Genomic DNA, 23,513 nt, shown 5'->3' with positions numbered 1-23,513 from the left:
TACTACAATAATATATGTATAAATAGAGTAAATTTGATACTGTTAAATATGATGGAAAGAAGTAAAAACATAAATATTTATTATAAAAAATATATTTAAACTACAGGTTTAATGATTAATATTATTGAAGCATATAAAATAAATTTATAGAGGAGATATATGAAATAAGATAATTTTATTGGAGGACTATATATGGAGAAAATATTAGTAACCAAAGGTTTGAATGAATTGAAATTATTGGATAGTCGTATAAATAGAAAAATAACTGAAGGGGAATTTGTAGCAGCGGCAAAATTATCAGTGCCTAATGTGAATAGTAAAATAAGTAAAGAAGCATATAAGGCAAATGCAAAGTCAGATTATCAATCTATAATAGACTTAATTAAAAGAAGAAATAAAATCAAATCAGCAATTATTCGATCTAATGCAATGACAATAGTTGATATTGCTGGTAAGACTATGACAGTGGCAGAAGCTATAGATAAGAAGAGTTCAATAGAATATGAAATTTCATTACTTGAAAAATTGACTCATCAATATAAGATATCTTTAGATGAAATAATTAAAGAAAATCATAAAGTTGATGAAAGTATTGAACAATTACTAAATACTGCTTATGGTAAAGAAGGTAAGGAAAAGATAACACAAGCAAGTTATGAAGCTATTGCAGAGCCTTATCGTAAGGCTAATGAATATGGGTTAGTAGATTCTTTAGATATAGAAAAGCTTATAAAGGAAATGAAAGATAAAATTGAAGGTTTTCTATCAGAAGTAGATACAGCCCTTCAAATCTCAAATAGCACAACAATTATAGAGATTGATTAATTAAATATTGCAATTATACGTAAATTCTAAATTAAGTTCCCATCATAAAGGGTTATTATGAAAATTTATTTAGCATATTTTGATAGTGATAATGATTAGAGAAATAAATGTTTAATTTTTAGTATTCAATATTTAATGGTAAATTATTAATTATCTTTATGATGAATGTTCAAATGTTAATAATTAATTATCGATAAAATCCATGAAATAGGTTTTTACAGGTTGACTTATTACTGTTGAATTTTACCCATGGCTGTATAATTGCAAATAATTATAAAATAGAATTGATAGTATTTTACATATAAGATATAATAAATAAAAGTTATTATTCTTGGAGGGAGATTGTATGGGATATCCAATTATTGATGTAGAAGCTACAGGGGCTAATATTTTGAGACTTAGAAAATTAAGTGGATTATCTGTAAAGGATTTGCAGGAGTATTTTGGATTTGAAGGACCACAAGCTATTTATAAGTGGCAGTGGGGAAAGTGTTTGCCATCAGTTGATAATTTATTTGCATTAAGCAGATTATTTAATATATCTATAGAAGAAATCTTAGTTGAAAAACAAACAACTAAGATTTCTTTTTTTTCTATTTTATTAATGAATATAAGAGTTTAGTAAGTGACTTTCAGATACTAAATTGAAATCATAGATATTAAGAAAAATGTTCAAAATCTTAATTTATATCTTAAATAATATACTCGTAAATGATAATAAAAAAGAAAATATAAAAAAATAATAGAAATTATTGACAAAATACATTTAATGGAATAATATATTATCATAGTAAACCGATAGGAAATATAGAAAATCGATATGTGGGGGAATTTGAGATGTCAAAAATAGTTAATAACTTAGTAGAGTTAATAGGGAATACACCATTATTGCAACTTAATAAGTATAAAGCTGAAAATAATTTTGAAGGAACAATCATAGCAAAACTTGAGTATTTTAATCCAGCTGGAAGTGTTAAAGATAGAATTGGATTTGCAATGATTAAAGATGCTGAAGAAAAGGGGTTATTAAAAGATGATTCTGTAATAATTGAACCAACAAGTGGAAATACAGGAATAGCTCTTTCTTTAGTAGCTGCAGCAAAAGGATATAGATTAATATTAACTATGCCTGAAACAATGAGTATTGAAAGAGTGAACTTACTTAAAGCTCGTGGAGTTGAACTTGTATTGACTCCAGGTAGAGAAGGGATGAAGGGAGCAATAAGTAAGGCCATAGAATTAAGTAATGAAATTCCTAATTCTATAATATTACAACAATTTGAAAATCCGTCAAATCCATTAATTCATAAATTAACAACTGCAGAAGAAATATGGCGAGATACTGATGGAGAGGTTGATATTTTTGTAGCAGGAGTAGGAACAGGAGGAACAGTAACTGGAGTTGGAGAAGGATTAAAAGCAAAAAATCCAAATATTAAAATTGTTGCAGTTGAGCCAGCAAGCTCTCCAGTTATATCAGGTGGGAAACCAGGGGCACATAAGATTCAAGGAATAGGAGCAGGTTTCATACCATATAATTTAAATGTAAATATAATTGATGAAGTAATAACTGTAAAAAATGAAGAAGCTTTTGAAACTTCAAGAGCTTTAGCAAAAACAGAGGGATTATTAGTAGGAATTTCATCAGGGGCAGCAGCTTTTGCAGCTACAGAATTAGCTAAAAGGCCAGAAAATAAGGGTAAGAATATAGTAGTATTACTACCAGATACAGGAGAGAGATATTTATCAACAGATTTATACAAATTATAGTATTTTAAAGTTTATATTAACTAAATTTGTATGATATTTTTTGTAGTAAATTTATAAAAAATAAATATATAAAATAGCTTATTAAGAGTGGTGGAGGGACTGGCCCTATGAAGCCCAGCAACCTATTAACAGTTATTAGTTACTAGTGAGATTGAAAGAGGTCATTTAGGATTTCAATCATAAAATACTAACTATGTTAATGTGGTGCTAAATCCTACAGGATAACTGAGAGATAAGTGAAGAAAGCAAGTATTTATATACTAAACCACTTCTAATATCTTTTAGAGGTGGTTTTTTGTATGAAAATTTATGATTAATTAATTTAAATTGAAGTAAGAATGTAATTTAGGAGGAAGATTGTTATGGGAAATAAATTAATATATTCTTTTGAAACATATGCTGTATCAGGAGCTAGAAAAGGAGATAAGTCAACAGGAGCTATTAGTTATCCTCTTTATCTTTCCGCAACTTTTAAACATAATGGATTGAATGAAAGTACTGGATATGATTATTCAAGACTTCAAAATCCAACTAGGGAAGAAACAGAAAAAACTATTGCTTTACTTGAAAATGGAAAAGAAGCTTTAGCTTTTTCATGTGGAATGGCAGCATTAACAGCTTGTGTACATTTGTTTAAGTCTGGAGATCATGTAATATTGTCAGAGGATTTATATGGAGGTACATTTAGATTATTTGATGAAGTTTATAGTGTTTATAATATAGAGGCTTCATTTATAGATACAAGCGATATAAACAAAGTTAAAGATGCTATAAGGAGTAATACAAAAGGAATAATAATTGAAACTCCATCAAATCCATTGATGAGAGTAACAGATATTAAAGCAATTAGTGACATATGTAAAGCTAAAAATATTATTAGTATAGTGGACAATACATTTTTAACTCCATATTATCAAAGACCATTGGAATTAGGAGCAGATATAGTGGTTCATAGTGGAACAAAGTATCTTGGAGGACATAATGATGTATTAGCTGGATTTGCTATATCTAATAATGAAGAAATAATTGAAAAATTGAGATTCATGCAAAAATCAACTGGTGCTATATTATCACCTTTTGATTCATGGCTACTGCTTAGAGGAGTAAAAACTCTTCATATAAGAATGGATAGAATACAAGAAAATGCACTTAAGATTGCTAAATGGTTAGAATGTAATGAAAATGTAGAAAAGGTGTACTATGTAGGATTAAACAATCATAAGGGATATGAAGTTAATAAAGAGCAGAGTAGTGGCTTTGGAGGAATGATTTCTTTTAGGGTTAAAGATAAAAAATATGTTGAAAATTTATTATCTAATTTAAAGGTAATTAGTTTTGCCGAAAGTTTAGGTGGGGTAGAAACATTAATAACTTATCCCTTTACACAAACTCATTCAGAAATGCCAGAAGAAATAAAAAGGAAATTAGGTATAGATGAATATTTAATAAGACTTTCAATTGGAATAGAGAATATTGATGATTTAATAAATGATTTAAAAAGTGTATTAGAGTAAAATTTGAAGTTGAAAGAAGGTAAAGATATGAATAGATTAGTAAAGTGTGGATTAGAAAATAGGATTGGAAGTGACTGTTTAAAGTGGGATGGATTAAGAGAGAGATTTGGAAATGAAGATTTAATTGCTATGTGGGTAGCAGATATGGATTTTAAAACTCCACAGCCAGTAATAGATGCATTAAAGGAAAGAGTAGAGCATGGAATATTTGGTTATCATATGATACCTGATTCCTATTATGAAGCTTTTATAAATTGGGAGAGAGAAAAGCATGGTTATGATATTAAAAGAGAATGGATTAGGTTTTCTCCTGGAGTAGTACCAGCATTATTTTGGTTTATTAATATTCTTACCAATCCTGGAGATAGTTGTATTGTAATGGGACCTGTATATTATCCATTTCATCATGCTATAGAAGAAAATAATAGAAAGCTTATATTTAATAATTTAAAAAATAATAATGGAATATATACTATTGATTTTGAAAGTTTTGAAAGGGATATTATTGAGAATAAAGTGAAGTTATTTATTCTTTCTTCTCCTCATAATCCTGTGGGAAGAGTATGGACAAAAGAAGAACTAAAAAAGGTATTAGATATATGTAAGGCTAATAATGTTTTTGTATTAGCTGATGAGATACATCAAGATATAATAATTGGTGATAAAAAACAAATTCCAGCGGCAACTGTAGGGGATTATGATAATATACTTGTAACACTTACAGCGGCAACAAAAACTTTCAATCTTGCTTCATGTCAAAATTCATTTGTAATTATTCCTGATAATAAAATAAGAGAAAGGTTTGATGAATATTTTAAATCAATAGGTGGAGATTGTGGAAATATATTTGGCTATATAGCTGTTGAAGCAGCTTATCGTTATGGGGAAGAATGGTTAAATGAAATTTTGGCTAAAATTAAAGAAAACTATGAGTATACTAAAGAAATTTTATCAATGCATTTACCACATGTAGTTATTTCACCATTAGAAGGAACATATTTAGCATGGTATGATTTCAGCTATTATATAAATGAAAAAGATATTAAAAACTTTTTTCAAGACAAATGTAATTTAGCTGTTGATTATGGCTCATGGTTTGGAGAACCTGGGAAAGGGCATATAAGAATAAACTTAGCAACGGAAAGAAAAATTGTTGAAGAGGCAATGAATAATATTATAAAACAATTATTATAGAAAAAAATAAATTACATGTTATAATTTTAAGGAATACAAAATAGATAATGGGAGACGAGTTAAGATATGACATTTGACAAAATTATAATATGGTTAATGGCAATAGGTATACTTATTGGAGCTATTGACAGATTACTTAAAAATAAATTTGGGTTAGGTCAAAAGTTTGAAGAGGGACTTAATTCAATGGGGCCTCTAGCTCTTAGTATGGTTGGTATAGTTAGTTTATCACCTGTAATATCTAATGTTTTAGGTCCAATAATAATACCTTTTTACAAGTTTTTAGGGGCAGATCCAGCAATGTTTGCTTCAATTTTAGCTAATGATATGGGTGGGTATCAATTAGCTTTATCATTAGGGGAAAATAAAGAAATTGCTTTATTCTCTGGATTAATAGTTGCATCTATGTTGGGATGTACTATAGTATTTTCAATTCCTGTTGCATTAGGATTAATAGAAGAAAATGATAAAGAGTTTTTTGCAAAAGGATTATTAATAGGATTATCAACCATACCCCTAGGATCAATTATTGGGGGATTAACAATGAAAATAAATATAAGGATACTTTTAATAAATATTATTCCTATTATTTTAATTTCACTAATATTAATTTTAGGATTAAAATTTTTCCAAGCTATAATGATAAAAGGAGTATTATATTTTGGAAAATTTATTATGTGGATTAGCACAATTGGATTAGCGGCTGCTGCTTTTGAGAGCTTAACTGGAGTAGTATTAATAAAAGGAATGGCACCAATTAATGAAGGAATGAATGTAGTAATAAATATTGGAATAGTTTTATTGGGAACATTTCCTATGTTAACATTAATAATCAATTTATTGGACAAACCTCTTAGAAAATTAGGAAAATATATAGGGTTGGATTCTACAAGTGTTGCAGGGATAATTTTTTCATTAGCAAATAGTATTCCTGTTTTTAAAATGTTAAAAGATATGAATAATAAAGGTAAAATAGTAAATGTAGCATGGTTAGTTTCAGCTACATCAACTTTAGGGGCTCATTTAGGATTTACAGCTGGTGTTGAATCAAAAATGATAATTCCAGTTATATTAAGTAAGTTATTTGCTGGATTATGCGCAATTATAATAGCGTTAGTTTTTACAAGAGGTAGCGAGGAAAAGAAAAATATATAGTAATAGAAATATATTAAATATCTAAAGTAAAATGACATTTAACATATGTATAGAAGAAATCTTAGTTGTTTTATTTTTAAACTAATATTTCTTTTTCTTTATATTTAATAATGAAATAAATGGTTTAATTAACATAAGAAATAGTGTATAATATCCATTAATTAGAATTATGAAAAAATATCATAGTAAGAAAGGAGAATTAAAGTTTGAAAAACTTTTTAGGAGATAAATTTAAGGAATATTGGGGAATAGTTACATACGTAATAATTTTAGCTTATGTAATTTTTAATTTTAAAAATCTTATTTCTGGTGCCGGAAATATAATAGGAATAATTTCACCATTTATAATAGGAATAGCAATAGCCTTTGTATTAAATTTAATTATGGTAATTTTTGAGGAAAAAATATTTAGTTTTTTAGATAATAAAAAATATATAAAGTATTCAAAACTTAAAAGACCATTATCAGTGGCTTTAACTTTTATAGTTGTATTTGTAGTAATTTTAGGATTAATAAGCTTTATAATTCCACAGCTTATTGATAGTATATCTACATTAACTGATGCAGTACCATCATATATGAAATCATTTGAAATATTAATAAGTAAGTATGTTAGTCATACAGAAATATTAAACACTATATGGAATAACTTCCTATCTGCTTGGAAAGAAGTTCTTCAGTTTACTGGACAAATATTAGCATCATCTTTATCAGGTGTAGTAAATATTACTTTAGGTTTTACTAGTGGATTATTTAATTTTATTATTTCTATATTTTTTGCAATATATATGTTACTAAATAAAGAAAAATTACAATTAGGAATGAAAAAGGTTTTATATGCCTTTAGTGGAAAGAAATTTGCTGATAAAGTAATGTATTTAGGAAAAATATCAAATGAAGCTTTTTCTAACTATATTGGAGGACAATTTATAGAGGCAATTATTATAGGAGTTTTATGCTTCATAGGAATGATTATATTAAGAATGCCTTATGCATTACTTATAAGTGTTATAATATCAGTAACAGCTTTAATACCTATTTTTGGAGCCTTTATAGGCACTATACCTTCAGCTTTTATAATTTTAATAATAGATCCAATGCAAGCCATTTGGTTCGTAATATTTATAATTGTACTTCAGCAAATAGAGGGTAATTTAATTTATCCTAAAGTTGTAGGAGGATCAATAGGATTACCACCAATATGGGTAATATTAGCTATGGTTATTGGAGGAAATACATTTGGTCTTATAGGAATATTATTAGGTATACCTATATTTTCTGTAATATATAAGGTATTTAAGGAGATTGTAGATAAGAGATTAAATAATAAAGATATTAGAATTACGTAGTAAACAAGAAATATTAATTAAAAATGAAATATATAAATTTATAATATATAAGTTTTAAGGGAAGTCATTTAGGCTTCCCTTAAATTATTTTTAAGTTTTGACTTTAACAATTCTTAAACAATCCTATGTTATAATTACAAAAAGATTAAATAAGAGGAGTAAACTATGATTCATATTTTAGTAGTAGAAGATGATTTAGCTTTGAATAAAATAGTCTGTTCATATCTTAATAATAACGGATTTACAGCTAAGGGATGTCTGGGTGCAGAAGAAGCTTATAATGAAATATATAATAAAAGATTTGAGCTTATTATTTCAGATATTATGATGAAAGAAATTGATGGATTTGAATTTGTGAAATCAATAAGAGAAATAAATAAAACAATACCTATTCTTTTTATGTCTGCAAAGGATGATATTACATCAAAGAAAATAGGTTTTCAGTTAGGAATTGATGATTATATGGTAAAACCAATTGAATTAGATGAACTTTTGATGAGAGTGAAGGCAATTTTGAGAAGGGCAAATATAGAAATGGAAAGAAAACTAACTGTAGGAAATTTAATTTTAGATGGAGATGCTGTGGCTGCAATAAGTGATGGAATGGAGATAGCAACGACAACTAGAGAATTTAATATAATTTACAAATTACTTTCTTATCCAAATAAAACATTTACTAGAGCACAGCTTATGGATGAATTTTGGGGTCTTGAAACTGAAACAAGTCTTCGTGCAGTTGATGTTTATATTACAAAACTTCGCGATAAATTTTCATTTTGTGATGGATTTGAAATAAAAACTGTTAGAGGACTTGGATACAAGGCGGTATTAAAATAATGAACTATGAAGGAGAAAATAAATATAAAGTAAAGCAATCACATTTTCCAGTGTCAATCTTTCTTATAACTTTTTTTGTATTACTAGTAATGGCAGGTATTCACTATATAATTATAGAAGCACTTCATATCTTTAATATAAATAATTTTTTTAAAAAAATAATAGTTATTTCTTATTGGATGATTGTAGCTGGAGGATTTACATTATTTACAAGATGGCAGATACGTAAAAGTTATGAAAAACCTATGAAGCAAATGGCTAAAGCCGCAAGGTTAGTAGCAAATGGAGATTTTTCAGTTTATTTATCACCAATACATACTCCAGAAAAACTTGATTACTTAGATATAATGATAATGGATTTTAATAGAATGGTAGAAGAACTAGGTAGTATAGAAACTTTAAAAACAGATTTTTTCTCTAACGTTTCTCATGAAATTAAGACGCCAATTGCAGTTATCCAAAATTCAGCAGAACTATTACAAGGGACTGAATTAAGTGAAGAGGAAAGATTAGAGTATATTTCAATTATTATTGAATCTTCTAAAAAATTATCAACTTTAATTACTAACATGTTAAAGTTGAATAAGTTAGAAAATCAAAATATTAAGCCATTGATATATAAATTTAATCTTTGTGATCAACTTTGTAAATGTATCTTGCAATTTGAAAGTCAATTGGAAAAAAAGAATATTCAATTTGAGGTTGAAATGGATGATTTTGCAATAATAGAAGCTGATGAGAGCCTTTTAGAATTGGTATGGACAAATTTATTATCCAATGCTATAAAATTTACACAATCTAAAGGTAAAATATTACTTAAACAGACAATGGAATATGATAGTGTTATAGTAAGTATTAAAGATAATGGATGTGGAATGTCAAAAGAAACAATTAAGCATATTTTCGATAAATTCTATCAAGGGGATACTTCACATGCTACAGAAGGAAATGGATTAGGATTGGCCATTGCTTATCGGATAATTGAGATGATGAATGGAACATTATCTGTAGAAAGTGAACTAGGAAATGGTTCAATATTTACTGTTAGGTTTCCTGTAATAGATTTTAATAGAGATAAGGAAAGTGTTGGAGAAATATGAATGAAATAATTAAAAATGATAGATTATATGAAGGATATGAGTATAAACAAATACTTGTAAGCAAAGATAAAGTATCTATGTACATAGATGGATATAAAAATTTTGGGTGGAAGTTAGATGAAAATAGAAAACAGTTAATTGAAAAAGAGAAAAGTATAATTTATTTAAAAAGAGATAGAAGAATTGTCAATAAAGTAGAGCTGACTAGATTGCAAAGGCATTTTGAGGATTGCTTGAAACAAATAAATGAACTAGAACGTTCAAAAACATCTAAAGCAATAGTTATTTCAATAATTATTGGCATTCTAGGAACTATGTTTATAACAGGGTCTACATTTGCAGCTGTAAATAACCCACCAATCGTTTGGTTATGTGTATTATTAGCGATTCCAGGCTTTACAGGATGGATATCACCATATTTTATTTATAGAATTATGACAAATAAAAGAGAAAAAATTGTAGAACCGTTGATAAATGATAAATATGAAGAAATATATATAATATGTGAAAAAGGTTGCCGATTACTTGGTAATAATAAATGCATGAGAAAGGAAAATAATAATGAAAGCAGCAATTTATAATGGAAAAAGAAATATTCTATTAAAATAATAAGTTTCCATTAGAAAAGATTTCAGAAGCAATTGAAAAGGCAGTAGATGTAGATAATTTTCTTAATGTAGTAATTGAGTATTAATATAAATTATTGCTAAAATTTTTATGGAATATATGTAATTAAATCAATAAAATATTAAAAATAATATCAATTAGCTCTAGCTTTAGCTAGAGTTATTTTTATGTAAAATTTTTTGTGCGATAAAAATAAGATTTAATAATTTACAAACAAAACTTAAGTAAAACTTAAACAATAAAAAGTTAAAATTAAGACATCATTTAGGGATAGGAGAGTTTGGAGTGAAGGAATACAAATTAAAACAAGGCAAAATAGGTAAGGGTATTGTTAAACGTTATAAAAATATTGAAAAAGGTTTTATAGATACCTTTTTGCAAAAAGATGAAAATAGTAGTACCGGTTATTCAATTAAAACAGGAAGAATATCAAATGATGTAATAGCAATTTATAAAAAGATTGAAAGTACAGTAGTTAATACACATAAGAAAATTGAAAATAGATTTATAAAATCTTTTTTAGAGGAATCAAAAAGGGATAATAAAAATTAGGAGGAATATTTAATGAAAAAAAGTAATTTTGTAGCAATGATTTTAGGAACTATTAGTTGTATATTTTTTGCACTAGGAATGTGCATGTCTTTACTTCCAGAATGGAATTCATTTGAACAAGGTATTGTAGTCGGTGGAATTGGTATTGTATTTGCACTTATAACAGTATTTGTTTGGAGAAGAATGGAAGGTAAGGAACCCATTAAAATTACAGGCAAAGCTATACTTACTGTATTTATAGCAATTATTGGGGCATTAGCCTTTGGTATTGGAATGTGTTTCACTATGGTATGGGGTAAGATGGTAATAGGAATTATAGTAGGATTAATAGGAATTATTGCATTATTGACTTTAATTCCAATATGCAAAGGATTAGAATAAATATTAAAGATTAAGCCACTAGGAAATAAAATTCTTAGTGGCTTAAAAAGATTAATTATCTTTTACGTTCTATATATTTATGGTGTAAGCGGCACTTACAGTTTCTATGATATCTTTCAATAATAATAGAGGGGTCAAATAATTTAGAGACCTTTATATAGAAGAAAGTAATTACTATAATTAATACACAAAATCCATAGATGTAAATCCCTCTAAAATTAATATTTTCAATAATAAATCCACCAATGAAGTTTCCTATAGCACAAGCTATACTATTAACTAAGAGTTTTACTCCAGCAAAAACATCTCTATTATCAAGTTCAATATGACTCATCATAGAGCTATCTAAAGAAGAACCAACAAGGCAAGCAAAAGCAGCTCTACTTATCAGCATAATAATAAAAAATATTTTTGAAAGATTAAAACTTAATAGAAGCATACTTGTAGCTAGAGAGATTAAAGACACAACCTCAAATGTTTTTATACTAAATTTTTCGATTATAGTTGGCATAATTAAAATTCCGGTCATATTTAATGTGGTTATAATAAAATTTATTATTGATATATATGTATTACTTAAAACAAATTGGTTTTTTAAAATTAAGTTATTATAGGGCCAAACAGCACTTCCACCTATAGCTATTATAAAAAGGAAGATTGCAAAAATACGCATAGATTTATGTGATTTTAATAAAGATATAGTATTATTTATTGAGTTTTTCATCATTCCATTATGGGCTTTAATCCTTTTATCTCTAGGAAGTAAAAATAATCTTAAAGTAAAGGCAAAAAGGATTAAAATTACGGATAAAAAGAATAATTTTCTATATCCTATGTCTTTAAATAGTGGAAATTTATTTATATTTCCTGCAACCAAGCCTCCAAGGGTTGATGCGATAAAGTTAACTGAAGATTTATAACTATAAGCACAGCATTCTTTATCAGGAGTTGTATATGAGTATAATAATTGAAGTTCTGTAACTTGTATAAAACATAATCCTATATTAATTAAAATTTGAGAAATTAAAAGTAAAAAAAAGTTTGTAAATAAAATATAAGAACCTATACCTAACGCACTTAAAAGGCAACCAATTAGCAAAATAGTTTTTCTGCCTAATATACTCATAAAGGGGCCTAAGAAAAATCCAACCATTGAAAATAATGAACCTATAGAAAAAATAACTCCTATTTGATCTGAAGGAATATTAATATCATTTAAATAAAGAATTTGTAAGAAACTATATATGCCAAAGGCAAAAGCTAAGGCTAGCTCACTTAAAACCATTATTTGAACATTTCGTGAGAAGGTAGTATAAGTTTTGATTGCTTTAAATTCTTTCATAGTATATACCTCTAAGTAATTTTAATTTTAAATGTTTCTATGTTTAGGATAAGCTATATTTATAATTTTTATGTGTTGTAAATAACAAGAGAGTTATTTAAAATTTTCTATAAAATCACAAAAAATAAGATTGTATAAAAGCTGTAAGAATAAGAGTCTATTTTACAGGTAAATATAAATATGGAGGTGATTAAAGTGGTAACAAAACAAAGAAATACTAAAAAGAAAATGGCATCATTAGGACTTAAAAAGGATAGTAATGGAGATTACACATATATAGATCCAAATGATACGACATCAGAATTTGTACCAGTTAGAAAAAGAAAACAAGTAAAAGAAAATAAAATTTAAATAATATAATTTAATAATAAATTTTTAGTAGTATAAATTTCCAAAGGTTGAAAGATAGAGAAAATCTAGATTTCAGCCTTTTTTATTTATAATTCTTTATTAAAGATATTAATTTTATTTTCTGGTTAAAGTATTTTGTGGATTGATTTAAGGTAAGTATATTTTTATATAAATCTTTAAGATAAATTTAAGCTTTATAAATTATAATCTAGCCATAAGATATGATTATTTTATACTAAATTATAATTATAAGGAGTGAGAAAATGGAAAATGTAATTTTAATACCAGCGTATAATCCAGATGATAAACTAATTAGATTAATTGATGAATTGATCTTTTTGAAAATTCCTATAGTTGTAGTTAATGATGGTAGTGATAAATGCTTTAATTATATATTTGAAATTATAAAGAGTAAATCTAGAGTTAAAGTTATTAATCATGAAATAAATTTGGGAAAGGGAGCTGCGTTAAAAACTGGAATTAAATATATAATGGAGAACTATAAAGAGTGTAAAGGTATAGTTACAGCAGATGCAGATGGGCAACATTTACCTAAGGATATAATTAAAATAGGAGATTGCATAGATAAAAATCCTAATGCATTAATTTTAGGAGTTAGAGATTTTAATAAGAAGAATATTCCACTTAAAAGTAGACTTGGTAATAAAATTACATCTCTAATTTTTTTATTGGTAGCTCATAAAAATTGTCGTGATACCCAAACAGGATTGAGAGGAATTCCAAAAAATTTATTTAATAAATGTCTAAGTATTGAAGGTGATAGGTATGAGTATGAAATGAATATGTTAATGAAAATGGCAAGAGATAATGTACAATTTATTTATGAAGAAATAACTACAGTATATATTGAAAATAATAAATCATCTCATTTTAATCCAATTAGTGATTCAATCAAAATATATTTTAATATACTAAAGCTTTCTTTATCATCATTACTAAGTAGTGCACTTGATATTGGAGTTTTTACAGGGTTAATTTATATTTTGCATATGAGTTTAGGATATGAGATTTTAGTAGCAACTATTCTTGCTAGAATTATCTCAGGCACATTTAATTTTGTAGTAAATAAACTTTGGGTATTTTCTAGTGAAAGTAAAACTATAGATGAAAGTTTAAAATACATAGTATTGTTTATAAGTATAATGTTATGTAGTTATTTAGGTGTTACACTTCTTTCATTCTTAGCAATTCCTATAATTTTAATAAAAATAATTGTAGATGGTAGCTTATTTATTTTAAGTTATCAGATTCAAAGTAGATTTATATTTTCAAATGGGAGGAATTAATAAAAATGCAGAAATTAAAAGCAAGATTTAGAGTAATTAATTTTATATTTTATATACTTTTAATTAGTTACTCTATATTTGTAATATTAGATACATTTGTTATACCTCATAAATCTAATTTAACAAGTAATTCAAATAAAAATGAAGAAATTTTAAACAATAACGATATGGATGATAGTTCAGAGGAAAATGAAGAAGATGATATTAATAATTCATCTGTGGCAACTATTACTGATAATTCATATGAAGATGAAAATATTTCAATTAAAATTACTACTGAAAGAGCTAATGATACTACTTATTATGTTGCAGATATTTCTCTAAGTGATTCAAAATATCTAAAGACTGCTCTTGCAAATGATACTTATGGAAGAAATATAAAAGAAACTACATCGGTAATGGCACAAAATAATAATGCTATATTTGCAATTAATGGAGATTATTATGGGTTTAGAGACTATGGTTATGTTATAAGAAATGGAGTTTTATATAGGGAGACAGCTAATGAAGATAATGATGCTTTAGTAATTGATAATGATGGTAATTTTTCTATTGTAAATGAATCACAAGTAACTGCTAATGAATTATTAAATGAAGGAGCGTGGCAAGTATTATCTTTTGGACCTGCATTAATAGAAGAGGGAGAGGTTGTAGTAGGTAAAAATGATGAAGTGTCACAAGCTAAAACTAGCAATCCAAGAACGGCTATTGGTCAAGTAGATGAATTACATTATATTGTTATAGTTGCAGATGGACGTACTTCAGAATCAGAGGGATTATCATTATATGAATTAGCGCAAGTAATGAAGGAATATAATTGTACTACTGCATATAATTTAGATGGTGGTGGATCATCAACTATGTATTTTAATGGAGAGGTAATCAATAATCCTACTAGTGGTAGAAGTATTGGGGAAAGGAGTGTAAGTGATATTGTCTATATCGGATACTAAAAAATCAATTATAAGTTATTTTATTGTTACAATTTTTCTTATTTTATTAAATTATATATATTCAATCTTTTCTCATAATGTTACTTCAAATTATATGACTTATATGTTTATATATCCATTAGTTACAGGGATAATAGTTAGTATATTTATTTTAATTAATAAGAATATTAGTAAATTAAAGTCATTTTATATAGGGAAATCAATCTTAAATTATGGTATATCTATTATGGTATTTAGAAGTTTTATGAAAGGTGTATTTGAAATTGCAGGAACAGATTCAAATTATCTTACTTGTTATTTTTATATGGGACTAATATTAATATTAGTTAGTAGTATATTGCTTATATATAGTTTATATGAAGCAACTAAAGTACATGAAAGATAGAGGATTTAATAGGGAAGAAGTCTTAGTGAAAAATAGCTAAGATTTCTTTTTTTTATTAGAAAATATAATAATAAAAGATTTATTATCTTAATTAATATCCTCGTAAATGATATAAACTATAAAAAACATAAATCCAATAAATACTATAATTTATGTAATATTTTTTTAAAAGATTATTGACTTAAAGTTAACTCCAATAGTTATACTAGAATTATTAGAAAAATATGTACAAGTTAATAAAAGTAATAATCTAGAAGAAGAAAATCATAAATAAAGTATAATTGAAGAGCAGAAGAGGTGATAATATGGAGCTTAGAGTTTTAAGATATTTTTTAGCAGTTGCAAGAGAAGCTAATATTACAAAGGCTGCTAAAATGTTAAACATTACACAACCAACATTATCAAGACAATTAATACAGTTAGAGGATGAATTAGATGCTCAGCTTTTTATAAGAGGGAAAAATAAAATTACTTTAACTGAAAAAGGAATGCTTTTAAGAAGAAGAGCTGAGGAAATCGTTGATTTAGCAGAAAAAACTGAAAAAGAATTTTTACAAGATGGTGATTTAATTGAAGGTGAAATATTTATTGGTAGTGGAGAAACAAACTCTATGCATAATCTTGCTAAAATAATGAAGGAATTTTATGATGAGTATCCACAAGTTAAATATAACCTTTATAGTGGGAATGCTGATGATATAAAAGAAAAAATAGATAAAGGTTTAATTGATATTGGTCTTTTAACAGAGCCAGTAGATATTTCAAAATATGATTTTGTGCGTTTAAAAGAAAAAGAGGTTTGGGGTGTATTGATGCGTAAGAATGATTTATTAGCTACTAAAGATTATGTAACAGCAAATGATTTAATTGATAAACCTCTAATTAATACAAGACGTTCAATTGTTCAAAATGAGATTTTTAATTGGTTTGGTGAAGATTATGTTAAGTTAAATATTATTGCAACTTATAATCTTATTTTTAATGCTGCGGTTATGGTGGAGGAAGGACTGGGATATGCAATTACCTTAGATAAATTAATTAATTTTAATGATGAAACAAATCTTTGTTTTAAACCATTTTTACCTAAATTAGAAACAGGGATAGTTGTTGTTTGGAAAAAGCATCAAATCTTTTCTTCAGCTACATCAAAGTTTATTGAAAAAATAAAAAATTCAATTAGATATAATGCCTTGTAAGTATTAAAAATTATAGAAAGAGAGTATTGGACTTAGTATGAAGTGTAGAGGTATTATATGAATTAAGATAGTTTCTACAAGAATATATTATGGAGGATAAAAAATGGTTACAAGAGAATTTTCAAAAATGTATAATGAGATAATGTTTCCAGGGGATGAATCTAAGCTTTTAGAAAATGATCCTGAGTTTAGTGAGTTATTTTATAACTTTGTATTTGATGAGGTTATAAAACAAAATGATTTAGAAGATAGGACAAGAATCATGGCAATTTTAGCCACATTAATTGGATGTCAAGGAATAGATGAATTTAAAGTAATGCTTCCAGTTGCACTTAAGTTGGGTGTTACTCCAGTGGAAGTGAAAGAGATTGTATATCAGTCAGTTGCTTATCTTGGTATTGGGAGAATACGTCCATTTCTTAAAGTTACTAATGATATTTTTGAAAAAGAAGGGGTTAAACTTCCCTTAGATAATCAATCTACTACCAATAAAGAAAATAGATTAGAAAAAGGAATTCAAGCTCAAGTAGATATTTTTGGGGAAGAAATGAAGGAGTTTTATAAATCAGGACCAGAAGAATCAAGACATATAAATTACTGGCTTGCAGAGAATTGCTTTGGAGATTATTATACAAGAACATGTCTTAATCATAAAGAAAGAGAAATGATTACATTTTGTTTTCTTTCAGCACAAGGTGGATGTGAAATACAGCTTATTAGTCATGTATTAGCAAATATAAGACTTGGAAATGATAAAGAATTTTTAATAAAGATTATATCTCAATGTTTACCATTTATAGGTTATCCAAGAAGTTTAAATGCTTTAAGATGTGTAAATAATGCAGTAGAAAATATGAAAGAAAAGTAAATTGCAGTTCCAGCTGAAGGTGCTTCAAATGCATGGTGTGAGCCAGTTTATGATGGGAATATTTAAAATTAAAATAAAATAATTTATGGGGTGTTAAAATGAGTAAAAAAGTATTAATTCTATCTTCAAGTCCACGAAAAGGTGGAAATTCAGATTTACTTTGTGATGAATTTATGAAAGGTGCAAAAGAGACATGTCATAATGTTGAAAAAATTTTTATAGCACAGAAAAAAATAAACTACTGTACAGGATGTGGAGTATGTAATTCAACTCACAAATGTGTGCAGAATGATGATATGAAAGAGATTCTTGATAAAATGATTTTAGCTGATATTATTGTTTTAGCAACTCCTGTATATTTTTATTCTATGGATGGACAGTTAAAGACTCTTATTGATAGAACTGTTCCAAGATATACTGAAATTTCTAATAAAGATTTTTATTATATTATTACTGCTGCTGATACAAATAAAAATATGCTTGAACGTACAGTAGAAGGAATTCGAGGATTTACAGAAGATTGCCTTCATGGAGCAAAGGAAAAAGGAATTATTTATGGAACAGGAGTATGGAATAAGGGAGAAATAAAAGATACTAAATTATTTTTACAGGCCTATGAAATGGGTAAAAATATATAAAGATATTAGAGCTTCTTAATACTTATAATGAATAATAAAATCTTTATTAAAAAAGTTTTTAGTAGTTATATCTGATAATTCTACTAAAATATAGGAACCTTATCTTGAAAAGAGATTAATATAAATAGCACTTTCTATTATTTAGGCAAATTCTAAATTTATAGAAGGTGCTTTTTTATATAAAAAATACTATAATTTATATAATATTTTTAGGGTATTTAAATAAATAAATAAATATTATAATAAAATAACTATTAAAATCTAATAGTTATTTAAGTAAAAAATGATGCTTTGTTTTAAAGTTTAACTTTATATAGAGGGATGGGAATAGAAATGATAAAAATAAATTTGCATGGTGAATGGAACTTTCAATTAGATAGCGATAAAACAGGAATTAATAGCGAATTATTTAAAAAAGAGTTAAATGATACAATTATTTTGCCAACAACATCATCAGAAGCAAAGAAGGGAGAAATAAATACAGCTAAAGAAGTAGGTTTTCTTACTGATTTATATAAATTTGAAGGTTTTGCATGGTTTTCTAAAGACATAGAATTTACAGAGAATTATAGTGATAGCTATATAGAATTAGTTATGGAAAGAACAAGAGTAACTCATCTTTGGATAGATGATCAATATGTAGGTACTTATAACAGTTTATGTACTTCACATCATTATGATATTACTTCTTATATAACTAAAAATAAACATAAGATAACAATAATGGTTGATAATACTTCATATCCAACAAAAGGTGGACATATGACTTCACCAGATACTCAAACAAATTGGAACGGTATAACAGGAGAAATTTCAATAAATATTACTAATAAGACAAGATTGTCTAATGTTAAGTTTTATCCTAACATAGAAGATAAAACTGTTACTGTAAAAGGAAATATATTAGGTAATAAAATAGATAAAATTTATTTAATAGCATTTGATTATAATAAAAGATTTGAGAAACAAAGTTACAAAATAAATAATAATTTTTTTGAAGTTAAGTATTTTATGAGTGATGATGTAGAGCTTTGGAGTGAATATAACCCACATACTTATAAAATGCAAATTAGAATTGAAAAAGATAAGCAAATTTTAAATGAAGATATATATTCCTTTGGAATGATTTCTTTTAAAACTAATGAAAAGAAATTTTTGATAAATGGAAAAGAAACATTTCTTAGGGGAAAACATGATGGACTAATCTTTCCACTTACAGGCTATGCACCAACAGATATAGAAAGTTGGATAAAAGTTTTAAAGACGGCAAAGGAATATGGTATTAATCATTATAGATTCCATACATGTTGTCCACCTAAGGCAGCCTTTGAAGCAGCTGATATGCTTGGTATTTATATGGAGCCAGAATTACCTTTCTGGGGAACAATAACTACAGAAGATGATGAAAATCATGATGCAGCAATGCAAGCTTATTTAATTGAAGAAGGATATAGAATGTTAGATGAATTTGGTAATCATCCTTCTTTTGTTATGATGTCTTTAGGTAATGAATTATGGGGGAGTAAGGAAACTTTAAATTCTATTCTTAAGGGATATAAAGAATATGATAATAGACATCTTTATGTACAAGGATGTAACAATTTCCAATGGGCTCCATGTATTTTAGAAGAGGATGATTTCTTTAGTGGAGTTCGTTTTTCTGGAGATAGATTATACAGAGGTTCATATGCAATGTGTGATGCACCACAAGGTCATATTCAAACAGATGCTCCAAATACAAATCACAATTATGATGAAATAATAAGACCATCAGCAAGTGAAAAAGGTTCAGCAGGTGAAGTAGGAGTTAAGCAAATTCAATATGGAACTGGTGTAAAAGAAGTAATTGTATCTGAAACAGAAGAATTTATTCCTAATGTTCCAGTTATTTCACATGAAATTGGACAATATGAAACTTTCCCTAATTTTAAGGAAATAGATAAATATACTGGAGTATTAAGAGCAAGAAATTTTGAAGTATTTAAGGAGCGTTTAGAGGAAAAGGGATTAATTGATAAGGCAGATATGTATTTTAAAGCTTCTGGAAAATTAGCTGCAGATTGTTATAAAGGAGAGTTAGAAACTGCATTTAGAAGCAATGAATTAGCGGGATTTCAATTGTTAGATTTACAAGATTTTAGTGGACAAGGAACTGCGTTAGTGGGAATTTTAGATGCTTTTATGGATAATAAAGGAATAATATCATCAGAAGAATGGAGAGAATTCTGTTCGGATTGTGTATTGCTTGGAGAGTTTTCAAAATATGTCTGGAGTTCAAAAGAAGAGTTTAAATGCAATATAAAACTTACAAATTATAAGAAAGAAATGAAAGCTGATATTATCATAAGAGTAGAACTTTTAAGTAATACAGAAGTTGTTTGGAATAAAGAAATACAAATAAATAAACTTCATATTGGAGTTAATAGTTTAGCTAGTTTAAGTTTTGAATTACCTGATTGTAAAATACCACAAAAATATATATTAAAATTATCTAGTACCACTTTAAGTATTTCAAATCATTATGATTTATGGGTATATCCAATAGTACCAGAAATAGATAATAAAGATATTCTTATTACAAATAATTTAGATGAGTTATTGAATGGTATTTCAAATAATAAAAATATTTTATATTATCCAGGTGAAGATGAAATTTTAAATTCTATAGAGGGAACTTATTGTACAGATTTCTGGTGCTATCCAATGTTTAGATCTATTTCAGAGAGTATGGGTAAACCAATTCCAGTAGGAACTATGGGGTTATTAATAAATGAAAAACATCCAGCGTTAGAAAATTTTCCATGTGAATTTTATTCAACACCACAATGGTGGGACATTGTTATGAATTCTCGATTATCAATTTTAGATGATGTAAAAATAGATCCAATTGTACAAATGATTGATAATTTCGAAAGAAATCATTTGTTAGGATTAATTTATGAATTTAAGGTAAATGAGTCTAATATATTAGTTTGTACTTCACCACTTGAGGATATAAAAGATAGTAGAGAAGCACAATGGCTTAGATATAGTTTAATTAAATATATGAGATCAGATAATTTTAAACCAGAAAAAATTATAGATATAAAGATGATAAATAAAAACTAAATGTAAAAATATGTATGCGCCTCTGAGGTCAATCCAATATTTGGATTTAACTCAGAGGCGTTTTTTATTAGAAAGAGAAATATATTAAATTTATTATGGCTTTCATTATGGGGTTATTAATTGAGAAATTTTTATTTAATGTAAAGTTTAATTGGGTTTTTGGAGCAGGTATTGGAGGAATCTTTCAAATAATTGCATATACATTAGTTAAGATACCACTTTTTGGTGTGACTTGTGCTATAGCAGGTATATATGGATTAACTATACAAACTATTAGTGGAGTAATAATTTCAATATTAGTTATTTCAATAATTTTAACTTATAAGAGAGTTAGTATTAAGCTAACTCTTTTATCAATATTAGGATACCTAGATAAATTTTATTTATTTTTATTATTTAAATATGGTAATATTAATTAAGGGATTTAAATTAATAATATATATAAATATGTTTATTATTTACAGGAATGAATATTTTATGATGGTAGAATTATATAGGGGGATATTTTAATGCGATATTATATAAAATCAAAGTTATTTAAGATTAAAGAGGACTTTTGGGTTAAAAATGATAAAGGACAAGATTCTTATTTTATAGATAAGGAATTTTTCAGTTTTGGATTACAGTTTAGAGTTATAGAAAATAATAATGAGATATATAAGGTTAGGGAAAAACTTCTGAAATTTATGCCTAGTTATGAAATATATGATAGTAACGATAATATTATAGGAACTGTAAAAAAACAGTTTACATTCTTTAAGGATAGTATATTTGTTGAAAGTAATTATGGTGATTTTGAAATTGAAGGAGATTTTTGGCATTATAGTTATAAAATTAATCATAATGGAAGAGCTATTGCAGTTGTAGATAAAGAAATTTTATCATTTACAGATAATTATTATGTTGATATAAATTATGAAAATCATCCTTTTATAATAGCTTTAGTTATAATTATTGATAATATAATAGATAAGCGTAACAATAATTAGAAATTGATTAGAGATTGTTACTATTAATTCAATTAGTAGCAGTAACTTCTGTTTTAGATAATGCTGGAAGACTTATTTTGAAAGAGCATATTGAAAACTGTATAGTTGTTGCAGTTCAATTAAGAGATAAAAGGATAATAGATATTTTAAATAAAACTATAAATTAATTTATTAGATAAAAAATATTACTGGTATTTATACCAGTAATATTTTTTGTTTTTTAGTAAAATATTTACCCTAGGGGAGAGTTATGGACATTGGATTCTATTTATATATTTTATATTATAAAATACAGGTGACGTAGTTTCAGAAGCAGTTGAAGAGAACATGAGAAGTTAAAGAAAAAGTTCTATTCATGTAAATGATAATAAGTATATGATGGGAGTGAGTACAGTGGATATAGATAAAATAGCTTATGATTTATTTTTACGAATTTAAATCATAAACGGAAGAATTTATATCATAATATGACAAATTTGCTAAAAAACTTGCTTTATGTATATTAACTGTTGATATTATTTAATTTCTAGAATAAAATAATATAATTATTAGTAAAAAAAGCTATATATAGGATGTAAAAGGGTGAAAAGAAAGGTTATGGAAGAGAGCATTATAAACAATAAAAAATCAATAGGTAGTAAATATAAAATATTAATATATGTAAGTATTAGTATGTTAGCATTAATATTGAGCTTTATTGTAAATATTATTTTTAAATTAGATAAAAGTATATCATATGTAGAATTCTCATTAATATTTATAAAATCATTTAATTTTATATTATCAATATTGGCCTTAGGAAGTTGCTTAATTTCGTATTGTAGATTAAAAAATGATAGTGTATTTATTATTAGTTTAATGTATTTAGTCTGGGTAATAGATATATTACTTGGGCATATAGATTATCTTAGTTTTTATTTTAGAGAATATACTCTTTCAAATTATTTAACTATATCAACTTCATTAGCAAGAGTATTTCTACTTATAATTACAATAATGCCTAAAAGTAAAATAAGAAATATAATTTTAAAAAATAAAAAGTGTTCATTATTATTTGTAGTAGTTTATACTA

The 23,513-nt window shown here is 26.2% G+C and carries 25 protein-coding genes and 1 riboswitch; of the genes, 24 read left to right on the top strand and 1 reads right to left on the bottom strand.

Translation table 11 applies throughout. From position 1 onward, the window contains the following. Positions 1-192: 192 nt before the first annotated feature. From EJJ37_RS17675 to EJJ37_RS17620, 12 genes are all read left to right on the top strand, one after another. A complete protein-coding gene (locus EJJ37_RS17675; protein WP_133016806.1) occupies positions 193-825 on the top strand; it encodes a hypothetical protein in 633 nt (210 codons plus the stop codon). A 346-nt stretch (positions 826-1,171) separates the two neighbouring features. Continuing rightward, positions 1,172-1,447, top strand: coding sequence for a helix-turn-helix domain-containing protein (locus EJJ37_RS17670; protein WP_133016805.1), 276 nt, complete (start codon positions 1,172-1,174; stop codon positions 1,445-1,447). Between the two features lie 215 nt (positions 1,448-1,662). Further along, positions 1,663-2,595 (top strand): cysteine synthase A, encoded by a 933-nt coding sequence (cysK, locus tag EJJ37_RS17665; RefSeq protein ID WP_133016804.1) that lies wholly within the window; start codon positions 1,663-1,665, stop codon positions 2,593-2,595. Positions 2,596-2,670: 75 nt separating this feature from the next. After that, positions 2,671-2,834: riboswitch (SAM riboswitch) on the top strand. 123 nt (positions 2,835-2,957) lie between these two features. Continuing rightward, a complete protein-coding gene (locus tag EJJ37_RS17660) occupies positions 2,958-4,109 on the top strand; it encodes a trans-sulfuration enzyme family protein (RefSeq protein ID WP_133016803.1) in 1,152 nt (383 codons plus the stop codon). A 27-nt stretch (positions 4,110-4,136) separates the two neighbouring features. Further along, positions 4,137-5,303, top strand: a complete 1,167-nt coding sequence (locus EJJ37_RS17655) for a MalY/PatB family protein (RefSeq protein WP_133016802.1) — start codon at positions 4,137-4,139, stop codon at positions 5,301-5,303. A 66-nt stretch (positions 5,304-5,369) separates the two neighbouring features. Beyond that, positions 5,370-6,458: an ethanolamine utilization protein EutH gene (gene eutH, locus EJJ37_RS17650; protein ID WP_133016801.1), complete on the top strand. Its 1,089-nt coding sequence runs from the start codon at positions 5,370-5,372 to the stop codon at positions 6,456-6,458. Positions 6,459-6,664: 206 nt separating this feature from the next. Then, complete coding sequence (locus tag EJJ37_RS17645) at positions 6,665-7,807, top strand: AI-2E family transporter (protein WP_133016800.1); 1,143 nt, start codon at positions 6,665-6,667, stop codon at positions 7,805-7,807. Between the two features lie 165 nt (positions 7,808-7,972). Then, positions 7,973-8,644: a response regulator transcription factor gene (locus tag EJJ37_RS17640; RefSeq protein WP_133016799.1), complete on the top strand. Its 672-nt coding sequence runs from the start codon at positions 7,973-7,975 to the stop codon at positions 8,642-8,644. Next, positions 8,644-9,744, top strand: a complete 1,101-nt coding sequence (locus EJJ37_RS17635; RefSeq protein WP_133016798.1) for a HAMP domain-containing sensor histidine kinase — start codon at positions 8,644-8,646, stop codon at positions 9,742-9,744. Before EJJ37_RS17640 ends, EJJ37_RS17635 begins: the two co-directional genes overlap by 1 nt. Further along, positions 9,741-10,325: a hypothetical protein gene (locus EJJ37_RS17630; protein ID WP_133016797.1), complete on the top strand. Its 585-nt coding sequence runs from the start codon at positions 9,741-9,743 to the stop codon at positions 10,323-10,325. Before EJJ37_RS17635 ends, EJJ37_RS17630 begins: the two co-directional genes overlap by 4 nt. A 331-nt stretch (positions 10,326-10,656) precedes the next feature. Then, complete coding sequence (locus EJJ37_RS17625) at positions 10,657-10,923, top strand: hypothetical protein (protein WP_133016796.1); 267 nt, start codon at positions 10,657-10,659, stop codon at positions 10,921-10,923. A gap of 12 nt (positions 10,924-10,935) precedes the next feature. Continuing rightward, positions 10,936-11,304, top strand: coding sequence for a hypothetical protein (locus tag EJJ37_RS17620; protein WP_133016795.1), 369 nt, complete (start codon positions 10,936-10,938; stop codon positions 11,302-11,304). A gap of 55 nt (positions 11,305-11,359) precedes the next feature. Here EJJ37_RS17620 and EJJ37_RS17615 read toward each other — a convergent pair whose 3' ends face one another. Beyond that, positions 11,360-12,646: an MFS transporter gene (locus tag EJJ37_RS17615; protein WP_133016794.1), complete on the bottom strand. Its 1,287-nt coding sequence runs from the start codon at positions 12,644-12,646 to the stop codon at positions 11,360-11,362. 195 nt (positions 12,647-12,841) lie between these two features. Between EJJ37_RS17615 and EJJ37_RS20445 the strand changes: the two genes are divergently transcribed. From EJJ37_RS20445 to EJJ37_RS17560, 12 genes are all read left to right on the top strand, one after another. Next, positions 12,842-12,997 (top strand): hypothetical protein, encoded by a 156-nt coding sequence (locus tag EJJ37_RS20445; protein ID WP_166484823.1) that lies wholly within the window; start codon positions 12,842-12,844, stop codon positions 12,995-12,997. Between the two features lie 263 nt (positions 12,998-13,260). Continuing rightward, a complete protein-coding gene (locus EJJ37_RS17610; RefSeq protein WP_133016793.1) occupies positions 13,261-14,304 on the top strand; it encodes a bifunctional glycosyltransferase family 2/GtrA family protein in 1,044 nt (347 codons plus the stop codon). Between the two features lie 5 nt (positions 14,305-14,309). Further along, positions 14,310-15,257: a phosphodiester glycosidase family protein gene (locus tag EJJ37_RS17605; protein WP_133016792.1), complete on the top strand. Its 948-nt coding sequence runs from the start codon at positions 14,310-14,312 to the stop codon at positions 15,255-15,257. After that, positions 15,238-15,642: a hypothetical protein gene (locus EJJ37_RS17600; protein WP_133016791.1), complete on the top strand. Its 405-nt coding sequence runs from the start codon at positions 15,238-15,240 to the stop codon at positions 15,640-15,642. The genes EJJ37_RS17605 and EJJ37_RS17600 overlap by 20 nt, the downstream gene beginning before the upstream one ends. Positions 15,643-15,947: 305 nt before the next feature. Continuing rightward, positions 15,948-16,838, top strand: coding sequence for a LysR family transcriptional regulator (locus EJJ37_RS17595; protein ID WP_133016790.1), 891 nt, complete (start codon positions 15,948-15,950; stop codon positions 16,836-16,838). 103 nt (positions 16,839-16,941) lie between these two features. Next, the gene (locus EJJ37_RS17590; protein ID WP_133016789.1) at positions 16,942-17,706 is read left to right on the top strand and encodes a carboxymuconolactone decarboxylase family protein; all 765 of its coding nucleotides are present in this window, start codon (positions 16,942-16,944) and stop codon (positions 17,704-17,706) included. Between the two features lie 98 nt (positions 17,707-17,804). After that, entirely contained in the window at positions 17,805-18,344 is a 540-nt protein-coding gene (locus EJJ37_RS17585) for a flavodoxin family protein (protein WP_133016788.1), read from the top strand. A gap of 333 nt (positions 18,345-18,677) precedes the next feature. Next, a complete protein-coding gene (locus EJJ37_RS17580; protein ID WP_133016787.1) occupies positions 18,678-21,452 on the top strand; it encodes a sugar-binding domain-containing protein in 2,775 nt (924 codons plus the stop codon). Between the two features lie 107 nt (positions 21,453-21,559). Further along, on the top strand, positions 21,560-21,871 hold the full coding sequence (locus tag EJJ37_RS17575) for a hypothetical protein (protein WP_133016786.1): 312 nt from the start codon (positions 21,560-21,562) through the stop codon (positions 21,869-21,871). Between the two features lie 90 nt (positions 21,872-21,961). Continuing rightward, positions 21,962-22,441 carry an LURP-one-related/scramblase family protein gene (locus tag EJJ37_RS17570; RefSeq protein WP_133016785.1) on the top strand — a complete coding sequence of 160 codons (480 nt, stop codon included), beginning with the start codon at positions 21,962-21,964 and terminating at the stop codon, positions 22,439-22,441. A 14-nt stretch (positions 22,442-22,455) separates the two neighbouring features. Further along, entirely contained in the window at positions 22,456-22,608 is a 153-nt protein-coding gene (locus EJJ37_RS17565; protein ID WP_133016784.1) for a metal-sensing transcriptional repressor, read from the top strand. A gap of 415 nt (positions 22,609-23,023) precedes the next feature. Then, on the top strand, positions 23,024-23,513 hold a 490-nt coding region (locus tag EJJ37_RS17560), incomplete at its 3' end, for a hypothetical protein (protein ID WP_204596869.1).

The sequence above is a fragment of the Clostridium cuniculi genome, assembly GCF_004353185.1.
GTDB lineage: Bacteria > Bacillota > Clostridia > Clostridiales > Clostridiaceae > Clostridium > Clostridium cuniculi.
Note: the sequence above shows the minus strand (reverse complement) of the source record. Positions and strands in the feature narration are given on the sequence as shown.

What these genes read in the sequence shown, in the direction of transcription:
- EJJ37_RS17675 (WP_133016806.1), top strand. Translation starts at nt 193, where the DNA reads ATGGAGAAAATATTAGTAACCAAAGGTTTGAATGAATTGAAATTATTG.
- EJJ37_RS17670 (WP_133016805.1), top strand. Translation starts at nt 1,172, where the DNA reads ATGGGATATCCAATTATTGATGTAGAAGCTACAGGGGCTAATATTTTG.
- cysK (WP_133016804.1), top strand. Translation starts at nt 1,663, where the DNA reads ATGTCAAAAATAGTTAATAACTTAGTAGAGTTAATAGGGAATACACCA.
- EJJ37_RS17660 (WP_133016803.1), top strand. Translation starts at nt 2,958, where the DNA reads ATGGGAAATAAATTAATATATTCTTTTGAAACATATGCTGTATCAGGA.
- EJJ37_RS17655 (WP_133016802.1), top strand. Translation starts at nt 4,137, where the DNA reads ATGAATAGATTAGTAAAGTGTGGATTAGAAAATAGGATTGGAAGTGAC.
- eutH (WP_133016801.1), top strand. Translation starts at nt 5,370, where the DNA reads ATGACATTTGACAAAATTATAATATGGTTAATGGCAATAGGTATACTT.
- EJJ37_RS17640 (WP_133016799.1), top strand. Translation starts at nt 7,973, where the DNA reads ATGATTCATATTTTAGTAGTAGAAGATGATTTAGCTTTGAATAAAATA.
- EJJ37_RS17635 (WP_133016798.1), top strand. Translation starts at nt 8,644, where the DNA reads ATGAACTATGAAGGAGAAAATAAATATAAAGTAAAGCAATCACATTTT.
- EJJ37_RS17630 (WP_133016797.1), top strand. Translation starts at nt 9,741, where the DNA reads ATGAATGAAATAATTAAAAATGATAGATTATATGAAGGATATGAGTAT.
- EJJ37_RS17620 (WP_133016795.1), top strand. Translation starts at nt 10,936, where the DNA reads ATGAAAAAAAGTAATTTTGTAGCAATGATTTTAGGAACTATTAGTTGT.
- EJJ37_RS17615 (WP_133016794.1), bottom strand. Translation starts at nt 12,646, where the DNA reads ATGAAAGAATTTAAAGCAATCAAAACTTATACTACCTTCTCACGAAAT.
- EJJ37_RS17610 (WP_133016793.1), top strand. Translation starts at nt 13,261, where the DNA reads ATGGAAAATGTAATTTTAATACCAGCGTATAATCCAGATGATAAACTA.
- EJJ37_RS17605 (WP_133016792.1), top strand. Translation starts at nt 14,310, where the DNA reads ATGCAGAAATTAAAAGCAAGATTTAGAGTAATTAATTTTATATTTTAT.
- EJJ37_RS17595 (WP_133016790.1), top strand. Translation starts at nt 15,948, where the DNA reads ATGGAGCTTAGAGTTTTAAGATATTTTTTAGCAGTTGCAAGAGAAGCT.
- EJJ37_RS17590 (WP_133016789.1), top strand. Translation starts at nt 16,942, where the DNA reads ATGGTTACAAGAGAATTTTCAAAAATGTATAATGAGATAATGTTTCCA.
- EJJ37_RS17585 (WP_133016788.1), top strand. Translation starts at nt 17,805, where the DNA reads ATGAGTAAAAAAGTATTAATTCTATCTTCAAGTCCACGAAAAGGTGGA.
- EJJ37_RS17580 (WP_133016787.1), top strand. Translation starts at nt 18,678, where the DNA reads ATGATAAAAATAAATTTGCATGGTGAATGGAACTTTCAATTAGATAGC.
- EJJ37_RS17575 (WP_133016786.1), top strand. Translation starts at nt 21,560, where the DNA reads ATGGGGTTATTAATTGAGAAATTTTTATTTAATGTAAAGTTTAATTGG.
- EJJ37_RS17570 (WP_133016785.1), top strand. Translation starts at nt 21,962, where the DNA reads ATGCGATATTATATAAAATCAAAGTTATTTAAGATTAAAGAGGACTTT.